Below are 21,962 nucleotides of genomic sequence, written 5' to 3' on the forward strand. Positions count from 1 at the left end.
GTGTAGGATGGGTTGAGCCCTTGCGAAACCCATCACAACACGGGACGCTGGCATTGATGGGTATCCCTTCCGCTCCACCCATCCTACGTGTACAGCAAAAACACCACCGTCCCCACGATCAAGGCGGCCGCCATGAACAGCAGCACCGCGGGCAGGCCCAGCACCGCCGCGACCACGCCGGTTGCCGATTGCATCAGCGCGGCGCCCAGGAAGAACGCGAGGTTGACGGCGGAGAGCGCCTTGCCGGCGTTCTGAGCGCCGGCCAGTTGCCGCGTCATGCCGAAGAGCAGCGGCTGTGCCGATATCGCGATGCCGATCATGACCAGCAGCACGGTGTCAAGTCGCGGCGGCATCGCCGTCATCCCGAACAGCTCCGAAAGCGGATAATGCGGCGCGCCCGCCGCCATCAGCGCGAGCAGCAGGGCTACGAAGCAATGGGCGGCGGCCAGCACCTCGCGGCGGTGGCCGATATTGCGGTCGAGGATACCGATCAGGAGGGGACCAACGATCAACGCCAGCGTGAACAGGCCAAGCGCGTTGCCGGCCTCGATGCGGCCAAGCCCCTTGACCTCCATCAGCCACGGTCCGCCCCACAATCCGCGCAACACCAGCGAGGCCGCCAGCGAGACCAGCGACAGCGCGATCAGGCCGCGCAGTGGTCGCGACAGGCCGATGCGCAACACCTCGGCCATTTGCGATAATGGCGAGGAGTCGTCGGCATGTGCGGCCGGTTGCTTCGGCACCAGCGCGAATACAGCCACCGCCACCACAGCTCCGAAGCCGGCGGAGATCCAGAATCCGGCCCGCCATCCCCATTGCTCGACGACCAAGGCCAGCGGGCTCGACGACAGCAGCATGCCGATATTGCCGATCGAGAGAATGATGCCGGACCACAGGCCGAAACGCGCCGCCGACATCTGTTTCGCCGCCAGCGTCATCGGGCACATCAGCATACCCGAGGTGGCGACCCCGAGCAGGAATTGGCCGAACAGAAAGCTCTCCGGCCCGGTGGCCAGACCCGACGCCAGCGCGCCGACGATGGTTCCCGCCAGCAGACCGAGCGACACCGGCCGCACGCCAAAGCGATCCATCGCTGCGCCGACCGGAATCTGCGAGGCGGCAAAGGCAAAATGATAGATCGAGGTCAGGCCCGCCAGCGTCTGCGAGGGCGTTTTGAAATCGGCCGCCATCACGTCGAGGCTGATGGCCGGAATGGTTCGCAGCAGCGTCGACAGCATGTGACCGCAGGCCAGCGCCAGCAGCGCAAAAATCAGGGCGCGGAAATTGACATCCGCACCGTCGGCCTTGCCGTCGTCCATGAGCCGTCTCGCCCAAAAACTGTTTCGGGGCGAGGTACCACCAATATGTTGAGAACGCGAATCCGCCCGCTCGCAGCGATCAGTTCCTGTGGAACACCAGTGTTCGCAGTTCGATGCTCTCGCGCGGCGGGGCATCGGCCGGCGTGGTCGGATCGATGAAGGCGGTATGCGGCCCGAACCGCGTGCGGCCGTCGGTTGCGGAATCGTAGCACTTCAACAGCAATGCCTCGTCGGTCCGCATTTCCGGAATGTAGTACCAGCGATGGTTCGGATTGTATTTTACCGAATAGGTTTCACCGCTGCGGTTCGGATAGATCAGGTCGGAAGCGACGAGATCGCTCGCCTCGACCGTCCGGCCGTCGCACATCGCCAGCGGCGCATCCAGCACGGGCCCCCGGATCGGCCGCCAGACATTGATGACCTGCACGCGTCCCTTCAGAAGCTCGTCGGCCTCATCGGGCAGATGTTCGCGCACGCGGTTGGCGCCTGACTTATCGGTCTGGTCGACATGGACGCGTGTGGCCGGTTGGCGTGGGCCAGCGCCCCTGATATCGGCGGCGCCCTCCACGCGCTTGCGCACGGTGTGGTCGAAGATGAAGACGCGGTCGGCTTTGAGCGTCGCCTTCAGGAAGGCCTCCACGGCCGGATAATAGACGTTCTTCACTTCCTTATCGTCGTAGAAATTCCTGACGATGGTGGGATGGCGAACCAGCGCAAAGCCCTCGCGGTCGAGCGAAAGGTTTGCCGCGATCAGGCGCGCATCGAAGATCGGGACGTTGTGCGGTTCGGGCAGCGCGGTGGATTTGGGTTCGCCTGGCGGCGGATCGAAAGCGTAGGTGCGGGGCTTTCCCGGTGTGGGCGCGAGATAGTTCAGCTCGGCGGTGACGAAGGGAAGCGATTCGAGTTTTGCTTGCTGCAGGCCCATGGTGGTCTCCTGGACTCCATTGTTTGTTCCGTTTGATGTCGGAGTGAACGCCGGGCCTCACAAGACGATTCTGAAAATAGCAACGATGCCGTTCCCAGCGGCGCAGGAGGGAGAAAATCCTTGTCCAAAGTGGTTCCGGTAACGGATGGTATTTCCGGCCTTCACGGGCGCGTCATCGGCCGCGAGCGGCGCGTGACCCTACCGCGCAGCGGACCTGGAACGGCACGCCGCTGGGGCGCATCGGCACGGCGGAGGAATTTGCCAACCTCGCCTGCTTCCTTGCTTCCGATCAGGGATCGTTCATCACAGGGCACGGCGATCAAGTCGGCGGTGGGCGCTCGCCGGCGGTGCAACGCATTACGTGCAGCACACTCAGGTCACCTCGCCCCGGCTTACGGGGAGAGGTCGAAATTCAAGCGCAGCTTGATTTCGGGTGAGGGGGGACTCTCCGCGAGCTCCTCTACTAGAGAGGTCGCGGAGGCAGCCCCTCACCCCAACCCTCTCCCCGCGAAAGCGGGGCGAGGGAGATTCAAGATTAAACCGCGTCCTTGGCGGCCTTGACCGGGCGCGCCCGGACGATCTTGCGGGCCGGCTTGGCCTTGAACATCATTTCCTCGCCCGTGAAGGGGTTGGTGCCCTTCCGAGCCTTGGTCGCCGGCTTCTTGACCACGACGAACTTCGCGAAGCCAGGAACGAGGAATAGCCCGTTCTTCTTGAGCTCCTTGTGACCGACGTCAACGAGCGTGTCCATCACGTTCTTGACCTCTTTCTTCGAAAGTTCGGTGGTGGTCGCGATCTTCTCGATGAGCTGCGACTTAGACATTTGGGTGGCCATGGTTGCTCCATTGATTCTGGCACAGGCGACGATATGTCGGAAACCGCCTAAAAAACAGGGTTTCCGACATTCTGCACAACTATCTCGCTAGTCGAGTTGCAGTGATTCGTCCAATTTTTCCGGGGTTTTTTGGCATTGGAAGCCGTCTAGGGCCTATTTTTATGGGGAATCAGCGCATCCGGAGGCCCCCTTTCCGGACAATCTGAGACTGCCCTCGGGTCTTTGTCTCTATCGGGGCGAGCCGTGATTTGCCTTCTGACAGGACAAAATGCGCAGATTGATCGGCCAGTAAGCACGTTGTTTTCTGGAAGGATTTTCCGCTCTGCGCGTTGATTTGAAAATGACTCGCGTTGGCCTTCCATCGTAACATCACCCTTAAGGCGGACGCGTGAACGGTCGGCCATCAATATCGTGTTCGGAGACTTCGCATGGATTTGACGCGCCTTGAGATCAATCGTCGCACCGCGCTGCTGACGTCGGCAGCCATCGCGGCCAACGTGATCAATCCGATGCGGGCCTTTGCGCAGGAGACGCCACGCAAGGGCGGCGTGTTCAACGTCCATTACGGCGCCGAGCAGCGCCAGCTCAATCCGAGCATCCAGGCTTCCACCGGCGTCTATATCATCAGCGGCAAGATCCAGGAAAACCTCGTCGATCTCGACGCCAACGGCCAGCCGGTCGGCGTGCTCGCCGAAAGCTGGGAAGCCTCGCCCGACGGCAAGATGGTGACGTTCAAGCTGCGCAAGGGCATCACCTGGCACGACGGCAAGCCGTTCACCTCGGCCGACGTCGAATTCACCGCCATGAACATGTGGAAGAAGATCCTCAATTACGGATCGACGCTGCAGCTCTTCCTCACCGCCGTCGAAACGCCTGATGCGCAGACCGCGATCTTCAAATACGAGCGGCCGATGCCGCTGAACCTGCTGCTCCGCGCCCTGCCCGACCTCGGTTACGTCTCGGCCAAGCACCTCTATGAGAGCGGTGACATCAGGCAGAATCCGACCAACCTCGCGCCGGTCGGCACCGGGCCGTTCAAGTTCGTCAAATATGAGCGCGGGCAATATGTCATCGCCGACCGCAACGAGAATTACTGGCGTCCGAACGCGCCCTATCTCGATCGCATCGTCTGGCGCGTGATCACCGACCGCTCGGCGGCGGCCGCGCAGATGGAGGCCGGCGAGTTGCACTACTCGCCGTTCTCGGGACTAACGCTCTCGGACCTGGCGCGGCTTTCCAAGGACAAGCGCTTCATCGTCTCCACCAAGGGCAATGAAGGCAACGCGCGCACCAATACGCTCGAGTTCAACTTCCGCCGCAAGGAATTGTCCGACATCCGCGTCCGCCGTGCGATTGCCCATGCCATCAACGTGCCGTTCTTCATCGAGAACTTTCTCGGCGATTTCGCCAAGCTCGGCACGGGGCCGATCCCCTCGACCTCGACGGACTTCTATCCCGGGCCGAACACGCCGCAATATCCTTACGATAAGGCCAAGGCCGCAGCGCTGCTCGACGAAGCCGGTTTTAAGGCGGCACGTGGAGGCACGCGCTTCTCGCTAAGACTGTTGCCTGCGCCGTGGGGCGAGGACATCTCGCTGTGGTCGACCTTCATCCAGCAATCGCTGGGCGAGATCGGCATCCCCGTCGAGATCGTGCGTAACGACGGCGGCGGCTTCCTCAAGCAGGTCTATGACGAGCACGCCTTCGATCTCGCCACCGGCTGGCACCAATACCGCAACGATCCCGCGGTCTCGACCACGGTCTGGTATCGCTCCGGCCAGCCGAAGGGCGCGCCCTGGACCAACCAGTGGGGCTGGGAAGACAAGAATGTCGACAAGACGATCGACGATGCCGCAACCGAAGTCGATCCGGCCAAGCGCAAGGCGCTCTATGCCCAATTCGTCAAGGAAGTGAACACGGAGCTGCCGGTCTGGATGCCGATCGAGCAGATTTTCGTCACCACGATTACGGCGAAGGCACGCAACCATTCCAATACCCCGCGCTGGGGATCGACGAGCTGGCACGATCTTTGGCTTTCGGCTTGAGCCGATATCCGCCAAGATAGGTCTATGCGTATTCTGAGCCTTGCGGGGCGGCGGCTCGCCGCCTCGATCCCGACCCTCATTCTGATCCTGATCGGCGTGTTCCTGCTGCTGCAGTTCGCACCGGGCGACACCGTCGACGCCATGATGGCGCAGATGGGCGGCGGCGATGCCGCGACCGCCAAGGAACTGCGCAAATTCTATGGACTCGACCTCTCGATCCCGGCCCAGCTCGGCAATTACCTCTGGCGGCTGGTGCGGCTCGATCTCGGCTTCTCCTCAATCTACGGCAAGCCCGTGGCCTCGGTCATTCTGGAACGGCTGCCGCCGACGATTCTTTTGATGACCGCGTCGCTGTCGTTTGCGTTCTTCTTCGGGCTCGTGTTCGGCGTGATCGCCGCGCGCGTTGTCAACCGCTGGCCGGATACGCTGATCTCGACGCTCGGCCTGATCTTCTACGCCACGCCCTCGTTCTGGTTCGGGCTGATGGCCATTGTTGTGTTCTCGGTCTATCTGCAATGGTTGCCGCCCGGTGGTTTTGAGGACATCGGAACAGTCCGGACCGGCATCTGGCGAGCCCTGGATATCGCAAGCCACCTGGTGCTGCCGACGCTCACCCTCGGGCTGATCTTTCTCGCCATTTACCTTCGCATCATGCGCGCCTCGATGCTGGAAGTGCTGAACCTCGACTATGTCCGCACCGCGCGCGCAAAGGGCCTCGACGAGACGCGCGTGGTGACGCGGCACGTGCTGCGCAATGCGCTGTTGCCGATGGTGACGCTGATCGGGCTGCAGGCCGGCACCATGCTCGGCGGATCGGTGGTGGTCGAAAGCGTGTTCTCGCTGCCGGGGCTCGGGCGGCTTGCCTATGAATCGGTGGTGCAGCGCGACCTCAATACCTTGCTTGGCATCGTCTTCGTCTCAGCGCTGCTCGTCATCACCGTGAACTTTATCGTTGACCTCATCTATGCGCGGCTCGATCCGCGCATCACGGCAGAGGGCTGACGCCATGGATGCGGTCAAACGCTACTTCCGAAGTCCCGCCGCGGTCGCGGGCCTGATCCTGCTCCTGATCGTGATCGCGATGGCGATCTCGGCCGGCTGGTTCTACCCGCGCGATCCGCTGGCGCTCGCCGGCCGGCCGCTGGTCTGGCCGTTCTCCAACCCGCGCTTCCTGCTCGGCACCGACAATTCGGGACGCGATATCGCCGCGCAGATCTTCTACGGCGCGCGGATATCGCTTCTGATCGGGGGTGTCGCAACCGCAATCGCGATCCTGATCGGCATCCTGGTCGGTGCCTTCGCCGGTTACTACGGCGGCTGGGTCGACAATGTCCTGATGCGGATCACCGAAGCGTTCCAGACGCTGCCGAATTTCGTGCTGCTGCTGGTGCTGGTCGCGGTGTTCGGCTCGACCTTGACGACGGTCACCATCGCCGTGGGCGTGGTGTCGTGGCCGGCTCCGGCGCGGCTGACCCGCGCGGAATTTTTGTCGCTGCGCAACCGCGAATTCGTCCAGGCCGGGCGCACACTCGGCATGAAGAATATCCAGCTCATTTTCGGCGAGATCCTGCCCAACGCGCTGCCGCCCGTCATTGTCTACGCCAGCGTGGTGATGGCGGTCGCGATCCTGCTCGAAAGCGCGCTCGCTTTCCTGCGGCTGTCGGACCCGAACGTGGCGTCCTGGGGCAATTTGATCGGCCTCGGCCGCGACGTGCTCCGGGTGCAGTGGTACGTCTCGGCAATCCCCGGCATCGCCATCCTCGTTACCGTGCTCGCAGTGTCGCTGGTCGGCCAGGGCCTCAATGATGCGCTCAATCCGAGGCTGAAAGGCCGATGAGCGCGAAAGATACCATCCTCTCGCTCGATCGCTTGAGCGTCCGCCTCCCCGGCGGCGCGGATCGAGCGCATGCGCTATCGGGCGTCTCGCTGGAGATTGCTTCCAACGAGATCCTCTGCGTGGTCGGCGAATCCGGCTCCGGCAAGTCGATGATGGCGAATGCGATCATGCGGCTGTTGCCCAATGAGGTGACGATCGACGGCGGCCGGGTGATGTTCGAGCGTCGTGATCTCTGCAAAGCGTCGATCGCGGAGATGCGCGAGGTCCGCGGCGCCGGCATTGCGATGATTTTCCAGGAGCCGATGACGGCGCTCAATCCGCTGCGCACCATTGGCGACCAGATCGCCGAGATGTTCTCGATCCATACCGGACTGTCGAAGGCGGAGATCGGCGCGAAAGTGTTGGCGCTGCTCGCCGACGTCCGCATTCCCGATCCGAAGCTGGCGGCAAAGGCCTATCCGCATGAGCTATCCGGTGGGCAGCGCCAGCGGGCCATGATCGCGATGGCGCTGGCGCTCGATCCAAAACTCCTGATTGCCGACGAGCCGACGACGGCGCTCGACGTCACGACGCAAGCGCAGATATTGAAACTGATCCGCGACCTGCAGCAGCGCCGCAGGACGGCGGTCATGTTCATCACCCATGATTTCGGCGTGGTCGCCGAGATCGCCGACCGCGTGGTGGTGATGCAGCACGGCGTCATCGTCGAACACGGCACAGCTTCTGACGTGCTGCACCATCCACAGCACGCCTACACCAAACAGCTCATTGCCGCGGTGCCACCGCTGAACGCGCCTCCCCCGCGGGCACTTGCCTCTGACAACATCCTGACGATCACCGATGTCTCGAAGACCTATCGTACCGGCGGTTTTCTCGGGCGCGGCGCGCGGGTGACGGCAGCCGTGAAGAATGTCTCGCTCAACCTGCCGCGCGGGGCGACGCTCGGCATTGTCGGCGAATCCGGATCGGGCAAATCGACGCTGGCGCGCTGCATCGTGCGGCTGATTGATCCCGATACCGGATCGATCGTGCTCGACGGCAGCGACTGGGCGAAAATGCCGCGTGAAGAGGTCCGCCGCGAGACGCGGCATATCCAGATGGTGTTTCAGGACCCGTTCGCCTCGCTCAATCCGCGCCGCAAGGCGGCTGAACTGGTGGCGCAGGGGCCAATCGTGCACGGCACGTCGCGCGCCAAGGCGATTGCGGATGCGAGGGAGCTGTTCGCACTGGTCGGGCTGGATCCTTCGGCCGGCGACCGCTATCCGCACGAATTCTCCGGCGGCCAGCGCCAGCGCATCGGTCTTGCCCGTGCCTTGGCGCTGAATCCGGACGTGCTGGTGGCGGACGAGCCGGTGTCAGCTCTGGACGTTTCCGTGCAGGCGCAGGTGTTAAAGCTGCTCGCCGAATTGCGGACGCGGCTCGGGCTTTCGATCGTCTTCATCACCCATGATCTGCGCGTGGCGGCGCAAATCTGCGACCTCGTCGCCGTAATGAAGGATGGCGAGGTGGTGGAGCACGGACGCGCGGCGGAGGTGTTCGGCAATCCGCAGCATCCGTATACGCGCGCGCTGCTCGATTCCATCCCGGGCGGGGAATTCGCGAGGGAGCACGACACGACAGCGGTGTAGCGGCATCTGCTCCCTCTCCCCGCCCTTTCGCGGGGAGAGGGTTGGGGTGAGGGGCTGCCCCAGCGCACTCCAACTCTCATTCGGATTCGCGGAGAGAGCCCCTCGCCCCGACCCTCTCCCCGTGAAGAACGGGGAGAGGGAGAAGCGGCAGCCTCGCTAGTAAGATCACGCCATTTCCCTGGCATCTCGCCGGCGGTAGACCAGCAGCATCAGCGGCGCCAGCTTGCGCAAAATGCCGTGGGCGACGATCGGCACAGGCTCGGTGAACGGCAGCGCCAGTTCGTTCTCCGGCACGCCGCGGACCGCCTTTGCCAGTTCGTTGCCGAGAGGCATCGTCAGCGCCACCGCGCGGCCGTTGCAACCGGTCCAGCCGAACGCATTGGGCCCGAGCTTGTGAATGTGCGGCAGGAAATCCGTGGTCATGCCGACATAACCGTTCCAGACATAATCGAACGAGACCTCGCCGATCTGCGGCCACAGCCGCTGCAGGCGTTCGGTGACGCGCGCCTTGATCCGCTCCACCTTGTTGCCGGGGCCGATGACCGCGCCGCCGGTGACCAGGCGATTTCGCGCGTCGTAGCGCGCGAAATAGAGTTCGCCATGGGTATCCGACATCGCCTGCCGGCCGGGAATAATGGTCTTTCGGACGTTGTCCGACAACGGCTGCGTCGCCATTTGCCACGACAGCACCGGCATCACCTCGCGCGCAATCTCTGGCACCAGCGATTTGGAGAATTCGCCGCTATAGGCATTGCTCGCCACGACCAGCGCGCGGCCGGAGATTTCGCCCTTCGCGGTTTTGACGACCCAGCGGTCGCCCCGTCGCTCGAAACTTTCCGCCGGCGAACGTGCGTAAATGCGCGCGCCGAGCCCGAGCACGGTGCGCGCGAGGCCACGGGCCAGCGCCAGCGGATTGATGTGGCCGCCGGTTTTGTTCCAGAAGCCGCCGAACCATGCGTCGGAACCGAGCATGTCGCGCGTCTGCTCGCGCGACAGCAACTCAACGGGCGCGCCGAACTTCGACCACTGCCGCACCCGCCGTTCCGCGATCTTGATGCGGCCGGGCGAATGCACGGGCTGAACCCAGCCGGCCTGTTCCCCCTCGGCGTCGATCTTGTAGCGCCTTGTCACGTCGAAGAGATAAGAAGCGCTGTCGCGCAACATGCCGACGAAACGTTCGCCGGCCGCGCCGTGCTTGGCGATGATATCTTCCGGATCGGGCCGCGACAGCGTCGGGATCACCTGGCCATTGTTGCGGCCCGATGCACCCCAGCCAGGCTCCGCGGCTTCGACAATCGCGACATCGACGCCCGCTTCGCGCAGATGCAGCGCGGTGGAAAGTCCGGTGAAGCCTCCGCCGATCACGATCACATCGGCCTGCCGCGAGCCGATCAGTTCCGGTAAATCAGGCCCCGATGGCGTCACGGCCGCCCAGAGTGAATCAGGCCAGCGGACGTTGCTCGTGTTCATCATGATCCTTTCTTGCAGGCAACTGATCGTTCTGATTAGCTTAGACGGCTAACGAGCCTCAGGGAACAAAAGAGTGGCACTCAAAAACATCATCGGAATCGATCACGCCGTGGTCATGGTGAAAGATCTCGGCAAAGCCGCCGAAAACTACAAGCGGCTCGGCTTCACCGTGTCGCCGCGCGGCACCCACAGCGCACATATGGGATCGGGCAATTACACCATCATGTTCGACCCCGACTATATGGAATTGCTCGGCGTGCTGACGCCGACAGAACACAATGCTCCGGCGCGGACGTATCTGGAAAGAAATGGCGAAGGCATCGAGCGCATCGCGTTCACGGCGGTGGATTCCGCCGAGGGCGCGGAAGAAATTCGTGCGCGCGGCTATCCGCCGATTGGACCGACCGATTTCGAACGTCCCGTGACGATGCCCGATGGCACGGTATCGGCGGCCAAGTTTCGTACCTTCCAATGGCCGACGGCGGAAGCGCCGGGCGGCGTGCGCATGTTTGCCTGCCAGCACAAGACGCGCGAGACGGTTTGGATTCCCGAATTGATGAAGCACGCCAATGGCGCCAAGCGCCTGAAGGAGGTGCTGATCGTCACCCCGGAGCCGGCGGATGATGCCGCGCAGCTCGCGAGCATGATCGATCGTGAGGCAAGGGTCGAACCAGACGGCGTCATTGCGGTCCCCTCAGGCGGCGACCGCGCCGACTTCATATTCCTGACAAAGACCCAGCTCGGCACACGCTACCCTGACGTCCCGCTGGCGGGGCTGCCCGAGCGCGGCGGCGCGGGACTGGTGATTGCGGCCGATCTCGCGGCGGCGGAAAAGGCGCTCGGCGCTGTCGGCGTGAAGAGTGCTGATGGCGTTGTAGTGCCGCCGGCTGAAGGCAACGGCACGATGCTCGCGTTTGTTAAGGCATAGTCGGCAGCGCCGGCCGCGCTGATCGGGAAAGCCCAAACATGACGAGGGGCAGGATCGAAGCGGATGGCGATATGGCGGCAAGCCGCCGTGGTCGCCCCCGTTCCGCCGAAACAACCAACGCCATTCTGCAAAGCGCCTACACGCTGATGGCGACCACGGGTCTGGCCGCTACCAGCATCGATGCGGTGGCACGGCACTCCAACGTCTCGAAAATGACCATCTACAAATGGTGGCCGTCGCGAGAGGCCCTGCTGATCGACGCGTTCCTGCATCATGCTTCGCTGATGCTGCCGCTGCCGACGTCAGGAACGCCGGCGGACCGCCTGAGAAGTCATGCCGCGGCTTATGCGAAAGCGCTGCAGGGCGAATTCGGCAAGGTGCAGCTCGCGGTGATCTCCGAATGCATCTCGAACACCGGATCCGCCGAAATCTTCTACGAGCGCTATCTCAGGTATCGCAGAGCCGCTTTGGTCCAATTGATCGCCGATGGCCAGCAGGATGGCAGCATCGGCGCGGCCGGGGCGCCGGAGGATCTGTACGACGCGATTTATGGCAGCCTGTTCTACCGCTACATCTTCGAAATCAAGCCTATCTCGCCGGCGCAAGCCCGCAATCTCGTCGATACCCTGTTGATGATCAGGCGCCGCTGACGCGCCGAACCAGGTGACCTCGCTCGCGGCGGAACCAGGCCCAGGTCTCCCGCGTCACCGCCACATAACCCTGGCCCCGGAACACGATCCGCCCGTCGACGATCTCGTTCAGCCTCGGCAGCGCATGAAACGGAATCGAAGGATAGGCGTGGTGCTCGACATGATAGGGCATGTTCCATGCAAACCACTTCATAAGCGCGCCGGTATAGGTCGTGCGGGTGTTCTGGAAAGCGCTGCGCGTCCGCTCACAGCCGGTGTGTTCGGCATAGAGGTAAGGACGCAGGAACAACTGGCCGACGATTAGAGGAACGATCCAGACCCAGAGCAGCAGCGTCGTATGAAGCGCGAATGAGGCGAGGAGCAGCACGACATAACCGGCGACATAGAGGCGCGCCTCCCTCACCACGATATGGCGCTTGCCTTCGGGTATCCATGGAGCCGATGCATTGCCAGTGAAGGCATGGCGAAGCATCAGCCCCACCCGGAAGGCGACCTGCCGAAGACCGCTATAGGCGAACGCGAGCTCCGTATCCGAGGCAGGAATCGGGCCAACCAGCAGTTCCGGGTCCCTCCTCGGATCCTGCGTGTAGCGATGGTGGTCCCAGTGGAACAGGCAATAATATTCGTAGGGCAGCCCGATCGCAAATGAAGAGAGATGGCCAACTACGAGATTGAGCGCGCGGCTGCGAAACGCCGTCTTGTGCGCGGTCTCGTGCACGACCATGAACAGGAAGGCGACGAAATACCCCTGCACGACGATCAGCGGCACTGCCCAAAGCAAACCATAGGTCGAAGCGACCTGCCAGATCAGCGTGCCGAAAACGCCGATGGCGCCGTAGTGGCTGGCCGCGCGAATGATGCCGGGCATGTTCGATCGCACCGATAGCTCGCGCAGCTCCGCCGAAGTCAGCGGCTTCTCTCCCGTTGCGGTAATTGCCGTGCTCATGGTCGCTATCGCCTTCCGGATGATTTCAGCGCTGCAGCAGCGCCGAGATTTCGGCATTGATGAAGTCGCGGTCTGCGGGATTGTTGATGGGGTTTCCAGCGCGGTGTCCGTGGATCGAGGGAATCGGATGGAGTTGTGCCGATCTTGCGTTGACGAGGCGGCCAAGCTCCGCCTCGTTGTCGCGCATGTCGAAATAACGATCCGTCCGCCCCGGCATCAGCAGCACCCTCGCCTTGATCGCGGCGAGCGCGTGGTCGATGTCGCCGCCGAATTCGGGACTTTGGCTGATATCGCCACGTTGCCAGATACCGATCTGCACCAGGAGATCATTGGCGTCGCGCCTGGCGAAGGCAATGTCCCATGACCGTGCGAGGTAGTCTTCGAGGCTTGTGAAGCCGGCCCCGCGCCAGACCTCGTCCCGGTAATAGGCGTGCGACATCGCCCACCCCGCATAAACCCGTCCCATGGCGCGAAGACCGGCGACGGGCCTTGCAACGAAACGGCCGTCCTGCCAGGCCGGGTCCGCAGTCAGCGCCGCCTTCACGCCCTCGAGAAATACGTGATTATAGGGCGAACATCTGGCGCTGCCGCAGACGACGGCCGCGCGTTCCACCATGTCGGGATGACAGGCCGCCCAATGATAGGCCTGCATGCCGCCCATCGACCAGCCATAGACCAGCGCGATCTTTGCAACGCCGAACTGCTCCTCGAGAAGGCGGCGCTGGACCGCGACGGCATCGTGATAGCTGACGGCCGGAAACGGCGTGAGGTCGGAATTGGACGGCGATGAAGACAGGCCGTTGCCTAAGAGGTTCGGAATGATGATGAAATAGCGATCGGGGTCCAGAGCGCCGCCACGCTGGATCAGCCATTCGATATCGCTGTGCTGCGCACTGAAGGACGTTGGATAGACAATCACATTGTCTTTCCGCGCATTCAGCGTGCCGTAGGTCTTGTAGGCGAGCTGCATCGCAGGAAATACGACGCCTGTCTGGAGCTCGACGTCTCCGGCTTGGAATATCTGATAGTCGGCACGCGGCGTCATGGCCAGCTCCGTATTTACTGTACTCATTGTACATTATTTACATTGGATTGCAACGAAATTCGCCGCCGGGAACGACGCCCCTGCTCGCGCTCGTGAAGCCGCAAATGAAAGTTGCGCCGCAGCGGCTTCTGCGGCGCAATTTCACAGGAGATCAAACGATTGCGGGCTTGTCGCCAGCGATCACTCCGCTGGTGCAGCGACCGGTACTTCCGCATGCGAGCTGTAAGCGACGCTGCCGCTGGTCTTCGCCAGCGCAAACAACCCCGCCGCCATCACGACATAGGCCAGCGCCACGCCCGGCGTGACACCGAGACCACCGCCGATGCCGACGGCTTCGCCGTGCATGAAACCGAAATAGGTCATGATCGCGCCGGCCAGCGCAAAGGCTGACGCCTTCATGAAGTCGCGTTCGATCACGAACACGCCAATTGCGCCCAGCACGAGGCCGGTGAGGATCGAGCCGCCGCCCATCACTTCCAGCCCGTGATAGAGCACGCCCTGTTGGGGCAGCGCTGATATGGCGGCCGTCTTAACCGCATCGACCTTGTCGGCCGCAAGACCGCCGACGGCTTGCGCCGCAGCCATGCTCGCACCGAGCATGGTGTCGACCTGCAGCTTCGCCCACGCCGCGAGATGTGGTGTCAGCGTCAGCACGATCGCGGGAGCGTGCTTGAGCGGCGTGGTCTGGAACGCCTGCGCGCCGATCAGCATGCCGATATAGAGCAGGATCGGCGAGATCGCGACCACAGGCACCAGCGCCAGCAATACCGAGATTATGCCGAACCACGACAGCAGCACCACCATGATGCCAGTCGCGGCCGAATAACCGATCCGCCCGCCCATCGCTTTCCAGCCGGGATGGCCGATATAAACCGCGTTGATGAAGGGATTACCCATCAGGCAGCCGATCAGGCTGACGGCGCCGTCGGCGGTCAGCACGCGCGCGGTCGGATATTCGTCACCCGCGGCTTCCGCGCTTTCGACATTGTCCATGGCTTCGACGAGGTCGTAGATGCCGAACGGGATCGCAGTCACCAGGATGATGCCGAGGAATTCGAAGCCGGAGAACACGTGGCCGAAGGCAGGCAACGGCACCGAGAAGCCGAAATTGGCAAAGGCATCACTGAGGCCCCTCAGGCTCAAGCCGCCGAGCCCGAGGCCGAACAGGTTGGAGCCCCAGGCGATCAGCATGCCGACGGCAATGGCGACGAGGCCCGCCGGAATCCCCTTCGGGTATTTCACGCCACCGAACCAGCTCACCAGGATGATGGCGAAGCAGATCAGGCCGATCTGCGGCGTCATGTACATCTCCAGCGCCGGGCGCATCGAGATGAAGGTGACGGAGACACCGGCGAGCGTGCCGAGCAGCGCCGCGCGCGGGGTGATCTTCCGGATGTAGGGCGCGATGAAACCGCCGATCATCAGAATAAAACTCTGGAAGAACACCCAGACCAGGCCGGCCGACCAGCCCTTCACGGGGTCGCCGGTCTTGAGCGTGATCGGCAACATGATCACGAAGGTAACGATGAACATGTGCGGCACGCTGACGCCGGACGGCAGCGCGCAGACGTCGTTGCGGCCGGTCTTCTGCGCCAGTTTGTAGGCGAGATACGCGTAATAGAACGTCGAGAGGCACATCATCAGGCCGAGCGCCGGCAGGATGCGGCCGAACACGATACTGTCCGGCATCTTCAGCACGAAGCGCAACAGCCCCGTCAGCACCAGCATGTTGACGAGGATGTTGGTGCCGAAGCCGAACAAGGCGTTCCAGTCGCCCGGCGTCCACAGTGCCGGCTTGAAAGTGGATGTACCTGATGTGCCCGTTGCGCTCATCGTGATGCCCCCGCTACTGCCGCTATTGGAATCTCGGGTGAAAGTGCGTCCAGCACCGCGGCTGAATCCGAAACCCAGCCGAAGATGCCGCCCTGCGCCTTGATCATCTTCAGGCCCATTTCGTGGAATTCGGGGAAGTAGGACGCGCAGCCGTCGGCCAGCACCACGCAGCGATAGCCGCGGTCGTTGGCTTCGCGCACCGTGGTGTTGACGCAGACCTCAGTGGTGACGCCGCACACCAAAAGGTTCTCGATGCCGTAGCGCTGCAAGACGTCGCCGAGCTCGGTAGCGTAGAAGGCGCCCTTGCCCGGCTTGTCGATCACGATCTCGCTGTCGAGCGGATAGAGTTCGGGAATGATGTCGTGGCCGGGTTCGCCGCGAACGAGAATGCGGCCCATCGGGCCGGGATCGCCGATGCGCAAGGACGGCGCACCGCGCTCGACCTTGGCCGGCGGCGCGTCGGAAAGATCCGGCAGATGGCCCTCGCGGGTGTGAATGACCAGCATGCCGGCCTCGCGCGCCGCGTCCAGCACGGCAGCGATCGGCTTCACCGCGCGTGCGAGCTGGCTGACATCGTTGCCGAGCGTCTCGCCGAAGCCGCCGGGCTCCATGAAATCGCGCTGCATGTCGATGATGAGAAGCGCGGTCGCCGCCCAATCAAGCTCGATCGGCTCCGGCTCCGCTGCGAGCTTTGCTGAGTTCGCCATGACGTACGCGCCCCGAACGAGAGAACCCCTCCGGAGAAATCAAGCAAGGCGCGTGCCATTGTGTACAATGGCGGCTGGCGGCCGACGGCGGCAAAATTGATTGTTGTTTCAATTTGTTGATTGTCGATGCTGAGGCGGTACGCTTTCCGTCCAACGCATTCTGGACGGGCACCTGCTCATTATCTAAGCAAACCGCAATTGCGCGTGCCTGCCGCGGGCTGAACGACAACTTGTCTGTCCTGGCGCCGGTCATCACCTCGCTATGCGAAGGCCGCCTGAAGAGATTGCGAATTCCAGCTCAGCAGCGGAGCCCCGTATGCCCTCCTCCAGACCGTCAGGAAACGAGGAAACCAGGAGTGCGCGACGGCTCCCTGATAGGCCCACGTGCGGTATTTGAGGCCGTTTTCCGACAGCAGTTCCTGATATCCGCCGTGCGTCTCGGTCGCGCGACGGACGTCCCACAGTATGTCGCGGGCGCAGGATCGGTACTTGTCACTGCCGGAAAATTCATCGTACTCCAGCATGCGGTCGGCGAACTCGACGTTAAACGTCGGCCAGCAGGATCGCCCCTGGTAGGCCGGAGCCGCAATCTTGTGGATCATCTTGTTCTGCGGGTTATCCGTGGACACCAGGAAATGTGATGTGTCCGGGATTCGAAACCGCGGCTCGCCAAGGATCAGATCCGTCGTGGCGGCAAACAGCGCGCGTTCGCTCGCCTCGCTCAGATCCCAAAATCCCTGGTGCACATTGACGAAGTCCAGCGCAACGGAAGACGCCCCCAGTTCGCTCCGGGAATCCAGGGAATGCCTGATATAGCCATGCTTGCCGAACAGCTCGAGCAATTGCTTTTTATATTGTGAAAGCGCGCGTCCGAGCAGCCCTTCCAACTCGGTCTGGTCGATCACCCCCAACCGTATTCCGCGCACAAAGGTCGCGTAGACGCATGCATTGGTGACGAACCGCCGGCGCTCGGCGCGGGTATCCGTTGCCGCGGAACGAGGTGCCGTTACGTCGCACAGCAGCGCTGTGAGGCCGTTGTCCTCGAACGGCTGCAACGAGCCGGCAAGTTGAAACATCGCCCTCTTCAGGTCGTCGCGATACGCAGCAAGCAACAAGCGGCCGGCATGCGCGCCTTGCGCCATCGCCAAATACGAAGATGTCCTTTGGTCCGCGCGTATAATCTGTTCCAGACCCGCGAGGATGCCCAACAGCGTATCCGACGGCAGCGAGAAGTAATTGACGCCGATGTACCGATCGCGGCCTGCGGGAACAATGGTCGTCGTGACGACATTGGAACGAACGGCCTCCAGCATCAGCCGGACGCTTTTTTCGAGCAAGCGAACCCTGCGGACGGCATCCTCGGAATCCACGATGGTCTCGGGATCGAGTACGTCGGGATAAAACCAGGCAAAGTCGCGGGGATAATAGGCGGATGCGTGCGGCGCCCCCGTGACCAGGAAGTCTTCCGTCGGAGAAAAGGCACTGTTGACCGAGTGCCTGTACAGCTCTTCGATCCCGGCCGATGGGCGGTACCTTCTCAGGAAGCGATCACCGAGAAAATTGACGGCCTGAATACAGTTGGCGACACAGGAGGCAAACGGACCCTGGTAAAATCGGTATTCGCGATGTAATGAAAATGAAATATGACGGTGCATAGGCTTGGATCAACGAGGTCCCGTGGTGTCGATTATCACGTGTTGGTACTACTGACATCGTCGATTCGTCTTTCTGTCAGATGAATTGTGATGTCACAGCATTGTCATAAAGCGGCATCGCAGCAGCGCTCAGGTCAGCTCTTGCAGGTGAGCAAATTTGATCCAGACGAACGCTGAACCTTAGGCCTGCCGCCTTTACCTCGGCCGGAAATTCTCGATCAGCCGCAGCAATACGCGCGCGCCGGCATCGGCGTCGGCAAGTTCGACATGCTCGGCCGGGTTATGGCTGATGCCGCCGCGGCAGCGGACGAACAGCATGGCGACATCAGCGATATCGATCATCGCCATGCCGTCATGCCCCGCCCCGCTCGGCAGCTCGAACACGCCGTAGCCTTCGGCCGCAACCGCCTCCGCGACCTGTGCTTTCAGCCAGGGCGCGCAGGGCACGGTGCGGTTCTCATGGGTGACGTCGATCTGCAGCGACAGTTCACGGCGCGCCGCGATCGCCTCGATCTGCTGCACGATCTCGGCGACGGCCCGCTTGCGGTGCGGATCGGCCGGCGCGCGGATGTCGAGCGTGAAGGAGACCCGCCCCGGAATGACATTGGTGGCGCCCGGCAGCGCCGTGATGACGCCGACGGTGCCGACCAGACCGGCGCCATCGGCCTTGCAAAATTGCTCGACCGCGACGATGCATTCGGCTGCGCCCGCCAGCGCGTCGCGCCGCAGCGCCATTGGCACCGTCCCGGCATGGCCGGCCATGCCGGAGAGATTTGCGGCGAGCCGCGTGGCGCCCGCGATCGCCGTCACCACGCCGACAGGAATGTCTTGCTGTTCCAGCACCGGCCCCTGCTCGATGTGCAGCTCGACATAGGCATGCAGCTCGCGCCGGGTGCGCGCCGCCGCACCGATCTGGTCGGGGTCGAGGCCGAATTGCACCATGGCCTCGCGCATCAACATGCCGTCACGGTCGCGCTCGTCGAGCACGCTTGCGTCGAAGCTTCCCGCGACTGCCCGGCTACCGAGCAGCGTGGAGGCAAACCGCACGCCCTCCTCGTCGGCGAAACCGACGATCTCGATCGCGAACGGCAGCCGCACGCCGCGCCGGTTCAGATCGGCGACGCAGGCGATCGCGGTGATGACCCCGAGCGGCCCATCCCATTTGCCGGCATCGCGCACGGTGTCGTAGTGCGAGCCCAGCATCAGGCAGGGCAATCCCGGCCGGTCGCCCTCGTAACGGCCGCAGACATTGCCGATGGCGTCGAGATGCGCTTCCATGCCGGCATCCCGCATCCAGGTCAGAATGAGATCAGCGGCGGTGCGATGCTCAGGCGACAGGAATATCCGCGCCAGATGATCGGGCGTCTCGGAAATCATTCCGAGCTGATTGATACGGCTTACGATTTCATCGCCGAGCATTGCTTCATCCGATATCGAAAGCATCGTCGGCGAGATTCGCCAGGTTGGCGTGCCAGTGCTGCGCGATCTGCAGCCGCGTCGGAACCCAGACGCGCTCGTGGTTTCCGACGTAGTCGAGAAACCGCATCAGCGCCGCCGCGCGGCCGGGGCGGCCGACGACGCGGCAATGCAGGCCGACCGACATCATCTTTGGCGCGCTCTCACCTTCCGCATAAAGAACGTCAAAACTGTCCTTGAGGTAGGTGAAGAATTCATCGCCGCCGCCAAAGCCCTGCGCGTTGACAAAGCGCATGTCGTTGGCGTCGAGCGTATAGGGGATGACCAGATGCGGCTTTGAGCCCCGCGACTTGATCCAGTACGGCAGGTCGTCGGCATAGGAGTCGCTGAGATAAAGCAGCCCGCCGGCTTCCATCAGAAGCCTTAAAGTGTTGATCGAGGAGCGCCCGGTGTACCAGCCGAGCGGCCGCTGCCCCGTCGCCTCGGTGTGGACGCGGATCGCCGCCGCGATCTCGGTGCGTTCCTCGGCTTCAGACATGTCCTTGTGCTCGATCCATCTCAGGCTGTGGCTGGCGATGTCCCAGCCGACCTCCTTCATGGCAGCAACCACGTCGGGATTTCGCTGCAATGCCTTCGCGACGCCGAACACGGTGACCGGCAAATTGCGCTCGGCGAAGATCCGCCACAGCCGCCAGAAGCCGGCGCGCGAGCCATACTCGAACATCGACTCGATGTTGGCATGGCGCTGTCCGGGCCAGGGCTGCGCACCCAGCACGTCGGACAAAAAAGCCTCGGAGGCGCGATCGCCGTCGAGAACATTGTTCTCGCCGCCTTCCTCGAAATTGACAACGAACTGCACCGCGGCCCGCGCGTTGCCGGGCCACTTCGGATCGGGCGGGTTGCGCCCGTAGCCGCGAAAGTCGCGCGGGTAAGCCGGCGCCGCCATGATCAGACTTCCTCGAAGCGGATGTTCTGCGCGCCCTTCCACAGCACGGTCTTGCCGAACGCGGTCAGGTTCTCCAGCCCCGAAGTCAGGGTGATGAAGTGGTTGCCGGCGAGCTGGCCCATCTTGCTCGCAAAGTGCACGCCGCCATAGGCCAGCAGGATTTCGGTCTCGCTGATGCCGCCGGGATAAAGAATGATCTGACCGGGCGCGGGATAGCTGGTGTGGTTCTCGTAGGAGACTCCGAAATCGAGCTCGCCGAGCGGCATCCAGACACCCTCGCCGCTCCAGCGGACATGAATCGCCTGGCTCTCGAACGGCATCGCCTTACGAAAGGCGGCGACCGTCTTCGGCGCAAGTTGCTCCTCGAAGCGGGCCTGGAAAGCAAATTCGCCGGCACGGACAATCAGTTGGCTCATCGATCTCTTCTTCTGGATGTAGGTAAAGGACGTGGTTCAGCCTATCCATTACAGCCCGAACAAGTGGACGCAAGGCCCCATTCGGTAGTTTCGGCGAGGACATCGGGCCCGGAATTCGTCCTGTGCAGGAGCTAGCTGTGGGCCCTTGCCGCCACCGGACTGGACCCCTTATCGCCGTGCTCGAAAGTGTCGCTGAAGTCGGCGAGCCGGGGCGATATCATGGCACGTTCGCGCGGGAAGGCTTCCGGCATCTCCTCGCGAATGAAGGTGAGCAGCTTTTCCCTGATCTCGCAGCGCAGATCCCAGGATTGCGGCGCGGATCTGGCGCTGACCAGCGCCCGAAGCTCGATCGACCGCGGGCTGGCCTCGATCACCTGGAGATTGACCACGGCGCCATCCCACAATTTGGACTCGCGCACGGCCTCCTCTAGCCGCTGCCTGATCCGCGAGACATCGGTGCAATAATCGACATGAAGGGTGATGGCCCCGATCAGCGACTGGGTGTCGCGGGTCCAGTTCTGGAAGGGGCGCTCGATGAAGTAGGACAGCGGCACCACCATCCTGCGCCAGTCCCACAACCGGACCACGACATAGGTCGAGGCGATGTCCTCGATCCACCCCCATTCGTTCTCGATGATGACGGCGTCCTCGATCCGGATCGGTTGCGTGATCGCGATCTGGACGCCGGCGATGAGGTTGCTGAGCAAAGGCCTTGCGGCAAGGCCGACGATCAGGCCGGCCGCGCCGGCGGAGGCGAACAGGCTGACGCCGTACTGCTTGACGGATTCGAAGGTCATCAGAGCCGTGGAAACGGCAATGATGACGATCAAGGTATCGATCACGCGCTTGAACACACGCACCTGGGTGACGTGCTTGCGGGCGAGAAAATTCTCGTCGGTATCGAGGCGGAAGCGCTGAAGATAGCGCGCCGCCCCCATGTCCACGGCGCGAACCGTGATCCATCCGATCAGCGCGATCACGGCAACGATGAAGAAGTGCCTGAGCTGTTCACGCAGCACGTCGTTCAAGGGCGCCAGCGGCAGCACCAGCGCCACGGCGACGAGACAAAGCGCCAACCGCGCCGGGCCGGAGACCCTTTGCAGAAGCAACCTCACGGCCGGCCAGCGCATCCCCAGCGCGCGCTTGATGATCCTTGCGGCAATACCATACACGAACAGTGCCGCGACAATGGCGCCGGCGACGAGGCCAAGCCCGACCAGCCATTGTGGCACCCAAGCAAACGCCTGTTCGGCCTTTGACAGAAGATCTTCCATGCCGGATTCCCCACTGCGCAGCGTCTTCGGTCGCTAACGCCCTGATCCGTGCATTGGTCCCGCATTTGGCGCAGCGCAGCAATTCAC

At 62.8% G+C, this 21,962-nt stretch carries 20 protein-coding genes; 7 read left to right on the forward strand and 13 right to left on the reverse strand.

The features are described from left to right. Positions 1–83: 83 nt before the first annotated feature. Positions 84–1,319: an MFS transporter gene (locus tag KJQ96_RS01965; RefSeq protein ID WP_213285007.1), complete on the reverse strand. Its 1,236-nt coding sequence runs from the start codon at positions 1,317–1,319 to the stop codon at positions 84–86. Positions 1,320–1,398: 79 nt separating this feature from the next. Beyond that, complete coding sequence (locus tag KJQ96_RS01970; RefSeq protein ID WP_213285008.1) at positions 1,399–2,244, reverse strand: CmcJ/NvfI family oxidoreductase; 846 nt, start codon at positions 2,242–2,244, stop codon at positions 1,399–1,401. Between the two features lie 116 nt (positions 2,245–2,360). Here KJQ96_RS01970 and KJQ96_RS40065 point away from each other — a divergent pair, with 116 nt between their 5' ends. Beyond that, positions 2,361–2,681, forward strand: a complete 321-nt coding sequence (locus tag KJQ96_RS40065; RefSeq protein WP_213285124.1) for an SDR family oxidoreductase — start codon at positions 2,361–2,363, stop codon at positions 2,679–2,681. A 98-nt stretch (positions 2,682–2,779) separates the two neighbouring features. On the opposite strand, the gene KJQ96_RS01980 is transcribed toward KJQ96_RS40065, so the two are convergent. Continuing rightward, the gene (locus tag KJQ96_RS01980) at positions 2,780–3,079 is read right to left on the reverse strand and encodes an HU family DNA-binding protein (protein ID WP_028347431.1); all 300 of its coding nucleotides are present in this window, start codon (positions 3,077–3,079) and stop codon (positions 2,780–2,782) included. Between the two features lie 428 nt (positions 3,080–3,507). Here KJQ96_RS01980 and KJQ96_RS01985 point away from each other — a divergent pair, with 428 nt between their 5' ends. The 4 genes from KJQ96_RS01985 to KJQ96_RS02000 are packed head-to-tail and all read left to right on the forward strand — an operon-like array spanning position 3,508 to position 8,589. Continuing rightward, a complete protein-coding gene (locus KJQ96_RS01985) occupies positions 3,508–5,124 on the forward strand; it encodes an ABC transporter substrate-binding protein (protein ID WP_213285009.1) in 1,617 nt (538 codons plus the stop codon). Positions 5,125–5,148: 24 nt separating this feature from the next. Beyond that, the gene (locus KJQ96_RS01990) at positions 5,149–6,126 is read left to right on the forward strand and encodes an ABC transporter permease (protein ID WP_213285010.1); all 978 of its coding nucleotides are present in this window, start codon (positions 5,149–5,151) and stop codon (positions 6,124–6,126) included. Between the two features lie 4 nt (positions 6,127–6,130). After that, positions 6,131–6,961, forward strand: a complete 831-nt coding sequence (locus KJQ96_RS01995) for an ABC transporter permease (protein WP_057843250.1) — start codon at positions 6,131–6,133, stop codon at positions 6,959–6,961. Next, positions 6,958–8,589 carry an ABC transporter ATP-binding protein gene (locus KJQ96_RS02000; RefSeq protein WP_213285011.1) on the forward strand — a complete coding sequence of 544 codons (1,632 nt, stop codon included), beginning with the start codon at positions 6,958–6,960 and terminating at the stop codon, positions 8,587–8,589. Before KJQ96_RS01995 ends, KJQ96_RS02000 begins: the two co-directional genes overlap by 4 nt. Positions 8,590–8,754: 165 nt before the next feature. Here KJQ96_RS02000 and KJQ96_RS02005 read toward each other — a convergent pair whose 3' ends face one another. After that, positions 8,755–10,059: an FAD-binding oxidoreductase gene (locus KJQ96_RS02005; RefSeq protein WP_213285125.1), complete on the reverse strand. Its 1,305-nt coding sequence runs from the start codon at positions 10,057–10,059 to the stop codon at positions 8,755–8,757. 73 nt (positions 10,060–10,132) lie between these two features. Between KJQ96_RS02005 and KJQ96_RS02010 the strand changes: the two genes are divergently transcribed. Further along, the gene (locus tag KJQ96_RS02010; protein ID WP_213285012.1) at positions 10,133–10,987 is read left to right on the forward strand and encodes a VOC family protein; all 855 of its coding nucleotides are present in this window, start codon (positions 10,133–10,135) and stop codon (positions 10,985–10,987) included. A gap of 38 nt (positions 10,988–11,025) precedes the next feature. Next, positions 11,026–11,637, forward strand: a complete 612-nt coding sequence (locus tag KJQ96_RS02015; RefSeq protein ID WP_213285013.1) for a TetR/AcrR family transcriptional regulator — start codon at positions 11,026–11,028, stop codon at positions 11,635–11,637. On the opposite strand, the gene KJQ96_RS02020 is transcribed toward KJQ96_RS02015, so the two are convergent. The 9 genes from KJQ96_RS02020 to KJQ96_RS02060 form a co-directional block, all read right to left on the reverse strand. Further along, complete coding sequence (locus tag KJQ96_RS02020) at positions 11,624–12,583, reverse strand: fatty acid desaturase (protein WP_213285014.1); 960 nt, start codon at positions 12,581–12,583, stop codon at positions 11,624–11,626. The genes KJQ96_RS02015 and KJQ96_RS02020 overlap by 14 nt on opposite strands. A 25-nt stretch (positions 12,584–12,608) precedes the next feature. Continuing rightward, positions 12,609–13,628, reverse strand: a complete 1,020-nt coding sequence (locus tag KJQ96_RS02025; protein WP_213285015.1) for an alpha/beta fold hydrolase — start codon at positions 13,626–13,628, stop codon at positions 12,609–12,611. A 180-nt stretch (positions 13,629–13,808) separates the two neighbouring features. Next, positions 13,809–15,461, reverse strand: a complete 1,653-nt coding sequence (locus KJQ96_RS02030) for a regulator (protein WP_213285016.1) — start codon at positions 15,459–15,461, stop codon at positions 13,809–13,811. Next, on the reverse strand, positions 15,458–16,168 hold the full coding sequence (locus KJQ96_RS02035) for a cysteine hydrolase family protein (RefSeq protein ID WP_213285017.1): 711 nt from the start codon (positions 16,166–16,168) through the stop codon (positions 15,458–15,460). The genes KJQ96_RS02030 and KJQ96_RS02035 overlap by 4 nt, the downstream gene beginning before the upstream one ends. Before the next feature lie 260 nt (positions 16,169–16,428). Continuing rightward, complete coding sequence (locus tag KJQ96_RS02040) at positions 16,429–17,823, reverse strand: hypothetical protein (RefSeq protein ID WP_213285018.1); 1,395 nt, start codon at positions 17,821–17,823, stop codon at positions 16,429–16,431. Positions 17,824–18,018: 195 nt separating this feature from the next. Continuing rightward, complete coding sequence (locus KJQ96_RS02045) at positions 18,019–19,242, reverse strand: allantoate amidohydrolase (RefSeq protein WP_249733604.1); 1,224 nt, start codon at positions 19,240–19,242, stop codon at positions 18,019–18,021. Positions 19,243–19,246: 4 nt separating this feature from the next. Further along, positions 19,247–20,185 carry an allantoinase PuuE gene (gene puuE / locus KJQ96_RS02050; protein WP_213285020.1) on the reverse strand — a complete coding sequence of 313 codons (939 nt, stop codon included), beginning with the start codon at positions 20,183–20,185 and terminating at the stop codon, positions 19,247–19,249. Positions 20,186–20,187: 2 nt separating this feature from the next. Then, on the reverse strand, positions 20,188–20,601 hold the full coding sequence (locus KJQ96_RS02055) for a DUF3830 family protein (RefSeq protein ID WP_213285021.1): 414 nt from the start codon (positions 20,599–20,601) through the stop codon (positions 20,188–20,190). 131 nt (positions 20,602–20,732) lie between these two features. Beyond that, positions 20,733–21,875, reverse strand: coding sequence for a mechanosensitive ion channel family protein (locus KJQ96_RS02060; RefSeq protein ID WP_213285022.1), 1,143 nt, complete (start codon positions 21,873–21,875; stop codon positions 20,733–20,735). Positions 21,876–21,962: the final 87 nt, after the last annotated feature.

Source organism: Bradyrhizobium sp. sGM-13, from assembly GCF_018398875.1.
Taxonomy (GTDB): Bacteria; Pseudomonadota; Alphaproteobacteria; order Rhizobiales; family Xanthobacteraceae; genus Bradyrhizobium.

Excerpts from the sequence above, each read along its gene's own strand:
- KJQ96_RS01965 (WP_213285007.1), bottom strand. The coding sequence starts at position 1,319 with ATGGACGACGGCAAGGCCGACGGTGCGGATGTCAATTTCCGCGCCCTG.
- KJQ96_RS01970 (WP_213285008.1), bottom strand. The coding sequence starts at position 2,244 with ATGGGCCTGCAGCAAGCAAAACTCGAATCGCTTCCCTTCGTCACCGCC.
- KJQ96_RS01980 (WP_028347431.1), bottom strand. The coding sequence starts at position 3,079 with ATGGCCACCCAAATGTCTAAGTCGCAGCTCATCGAGAAGATCGCGACC.
- KJQ96_RS01985 (WP_213285009.1), top strand. The coding sequence starts at position 3,508 with ATGGATTTGACGCGCCTTGAGATCAATCGTCGCACCGCGCTGCTGACG.
- KJQ96_RS01990 (WP_213285010.1), top strand. The coding sequence starts at position 5,149 with ATGCGTATTCTGAGCCTTGCGGGGCGGCGGCTCGCCGCCTCGATCCCG.
- KJQ96_RS01995 (WP_057843250.1), top strand. The coding sequence starts at position 6,131 with ATGGATGCGGTCAAACGCTACTTCCGAAGTCCCGCCGCGGTCGCGGGC.
- KJQ96_RS02000 (WP_213285011.1), top strand. The coding sequence starts at position 6,958 with ATGAGCGCGAAAGATACCATCCTCTCGCTCGATCGCTTGAGCGTCCGC.
- KJQ96_RS02005 (WP_213285125.1), bottom strand. The coding sequence starts at position 10,059 with ATGAACACGAGCAACGTCCGCTGGCCTGATTCACTCTGGGCGGCCGTG.
- KJQ96_RS02015 (WP_213285013.1), top strand. The coding sequence starts at position 11,026 with ATGACGAGGGGCAGGATCGAAGCGGATGGCGATATGGCGGCAAGCCGC.
- KJQ96_RS02020 (WP_213285014.1), bottom strand. The coding sequence starts at position 12,583 with ATGAGCACGGCAATTACCGCAACGGGAGAGAAGCCGCTGACTTCGGCG.
- KJQ96_RS02025 (WP_213285015.1), bottom strand. The coding sequence starts at position 13,628 with ATGACGCCGCGTGCCGACTATCAGATATTCCAAGCCGGAGACGTCGAG.
- KJQ96_RS02030 (WP_213285016.1), bottom strand. The coding sequence starts at position 15,461 with ATGAGCGCAACGGGCACATCAGGTACATCCACTTTCAAGCCGGCACTG.
- KJQ96_RS02035 (WP_213285017.1), bottom strand. The coding sequence starts at position 16,168 with ATGGCGAACTCAGCAAAGCTCGCAGCGGAGCCGGAGCCGATCGAGCTT.
- KJQ96_RS02040 (WP_213285018.1), bottom strand. The coding sequence starts at position 17,823 with ATGCACCGTCATATTTCATTTTCATTACATCGCGAATACCGATTTTAC.
- KJQ96_RS02045 (WP_249733604.1), bottom strand. The coding sequence starts at position 19,242 with ATGCTCGGCGATGAAATCGTAAGCCGTATCAATCAGCTCGGAATGATT.
- puuE (WP_213285020.1), bottom strand. The coding sequence starts at position 20,185 with ATGGCGGCGCCGGCTTACCCGCGCGACTTTCGCGGCTACGGGCGCAAC.
- KJQ96_RS02055 (WP_213285021.1), bottom strand. The coding sequence starts at position 20,601 with ATGAGCCAACTGATTGTCCGTGCCGGCGAATTTGCTTTCCAGGCCCGC.
- KJQ96_RS02060 (WP_213285022.1), bottom strand. The coding sequence starts at position 21,875 with ATGGAAGATCTTCTGTCAAAGGCCGAACAGGCGTTTGCTTGGGTGCCA.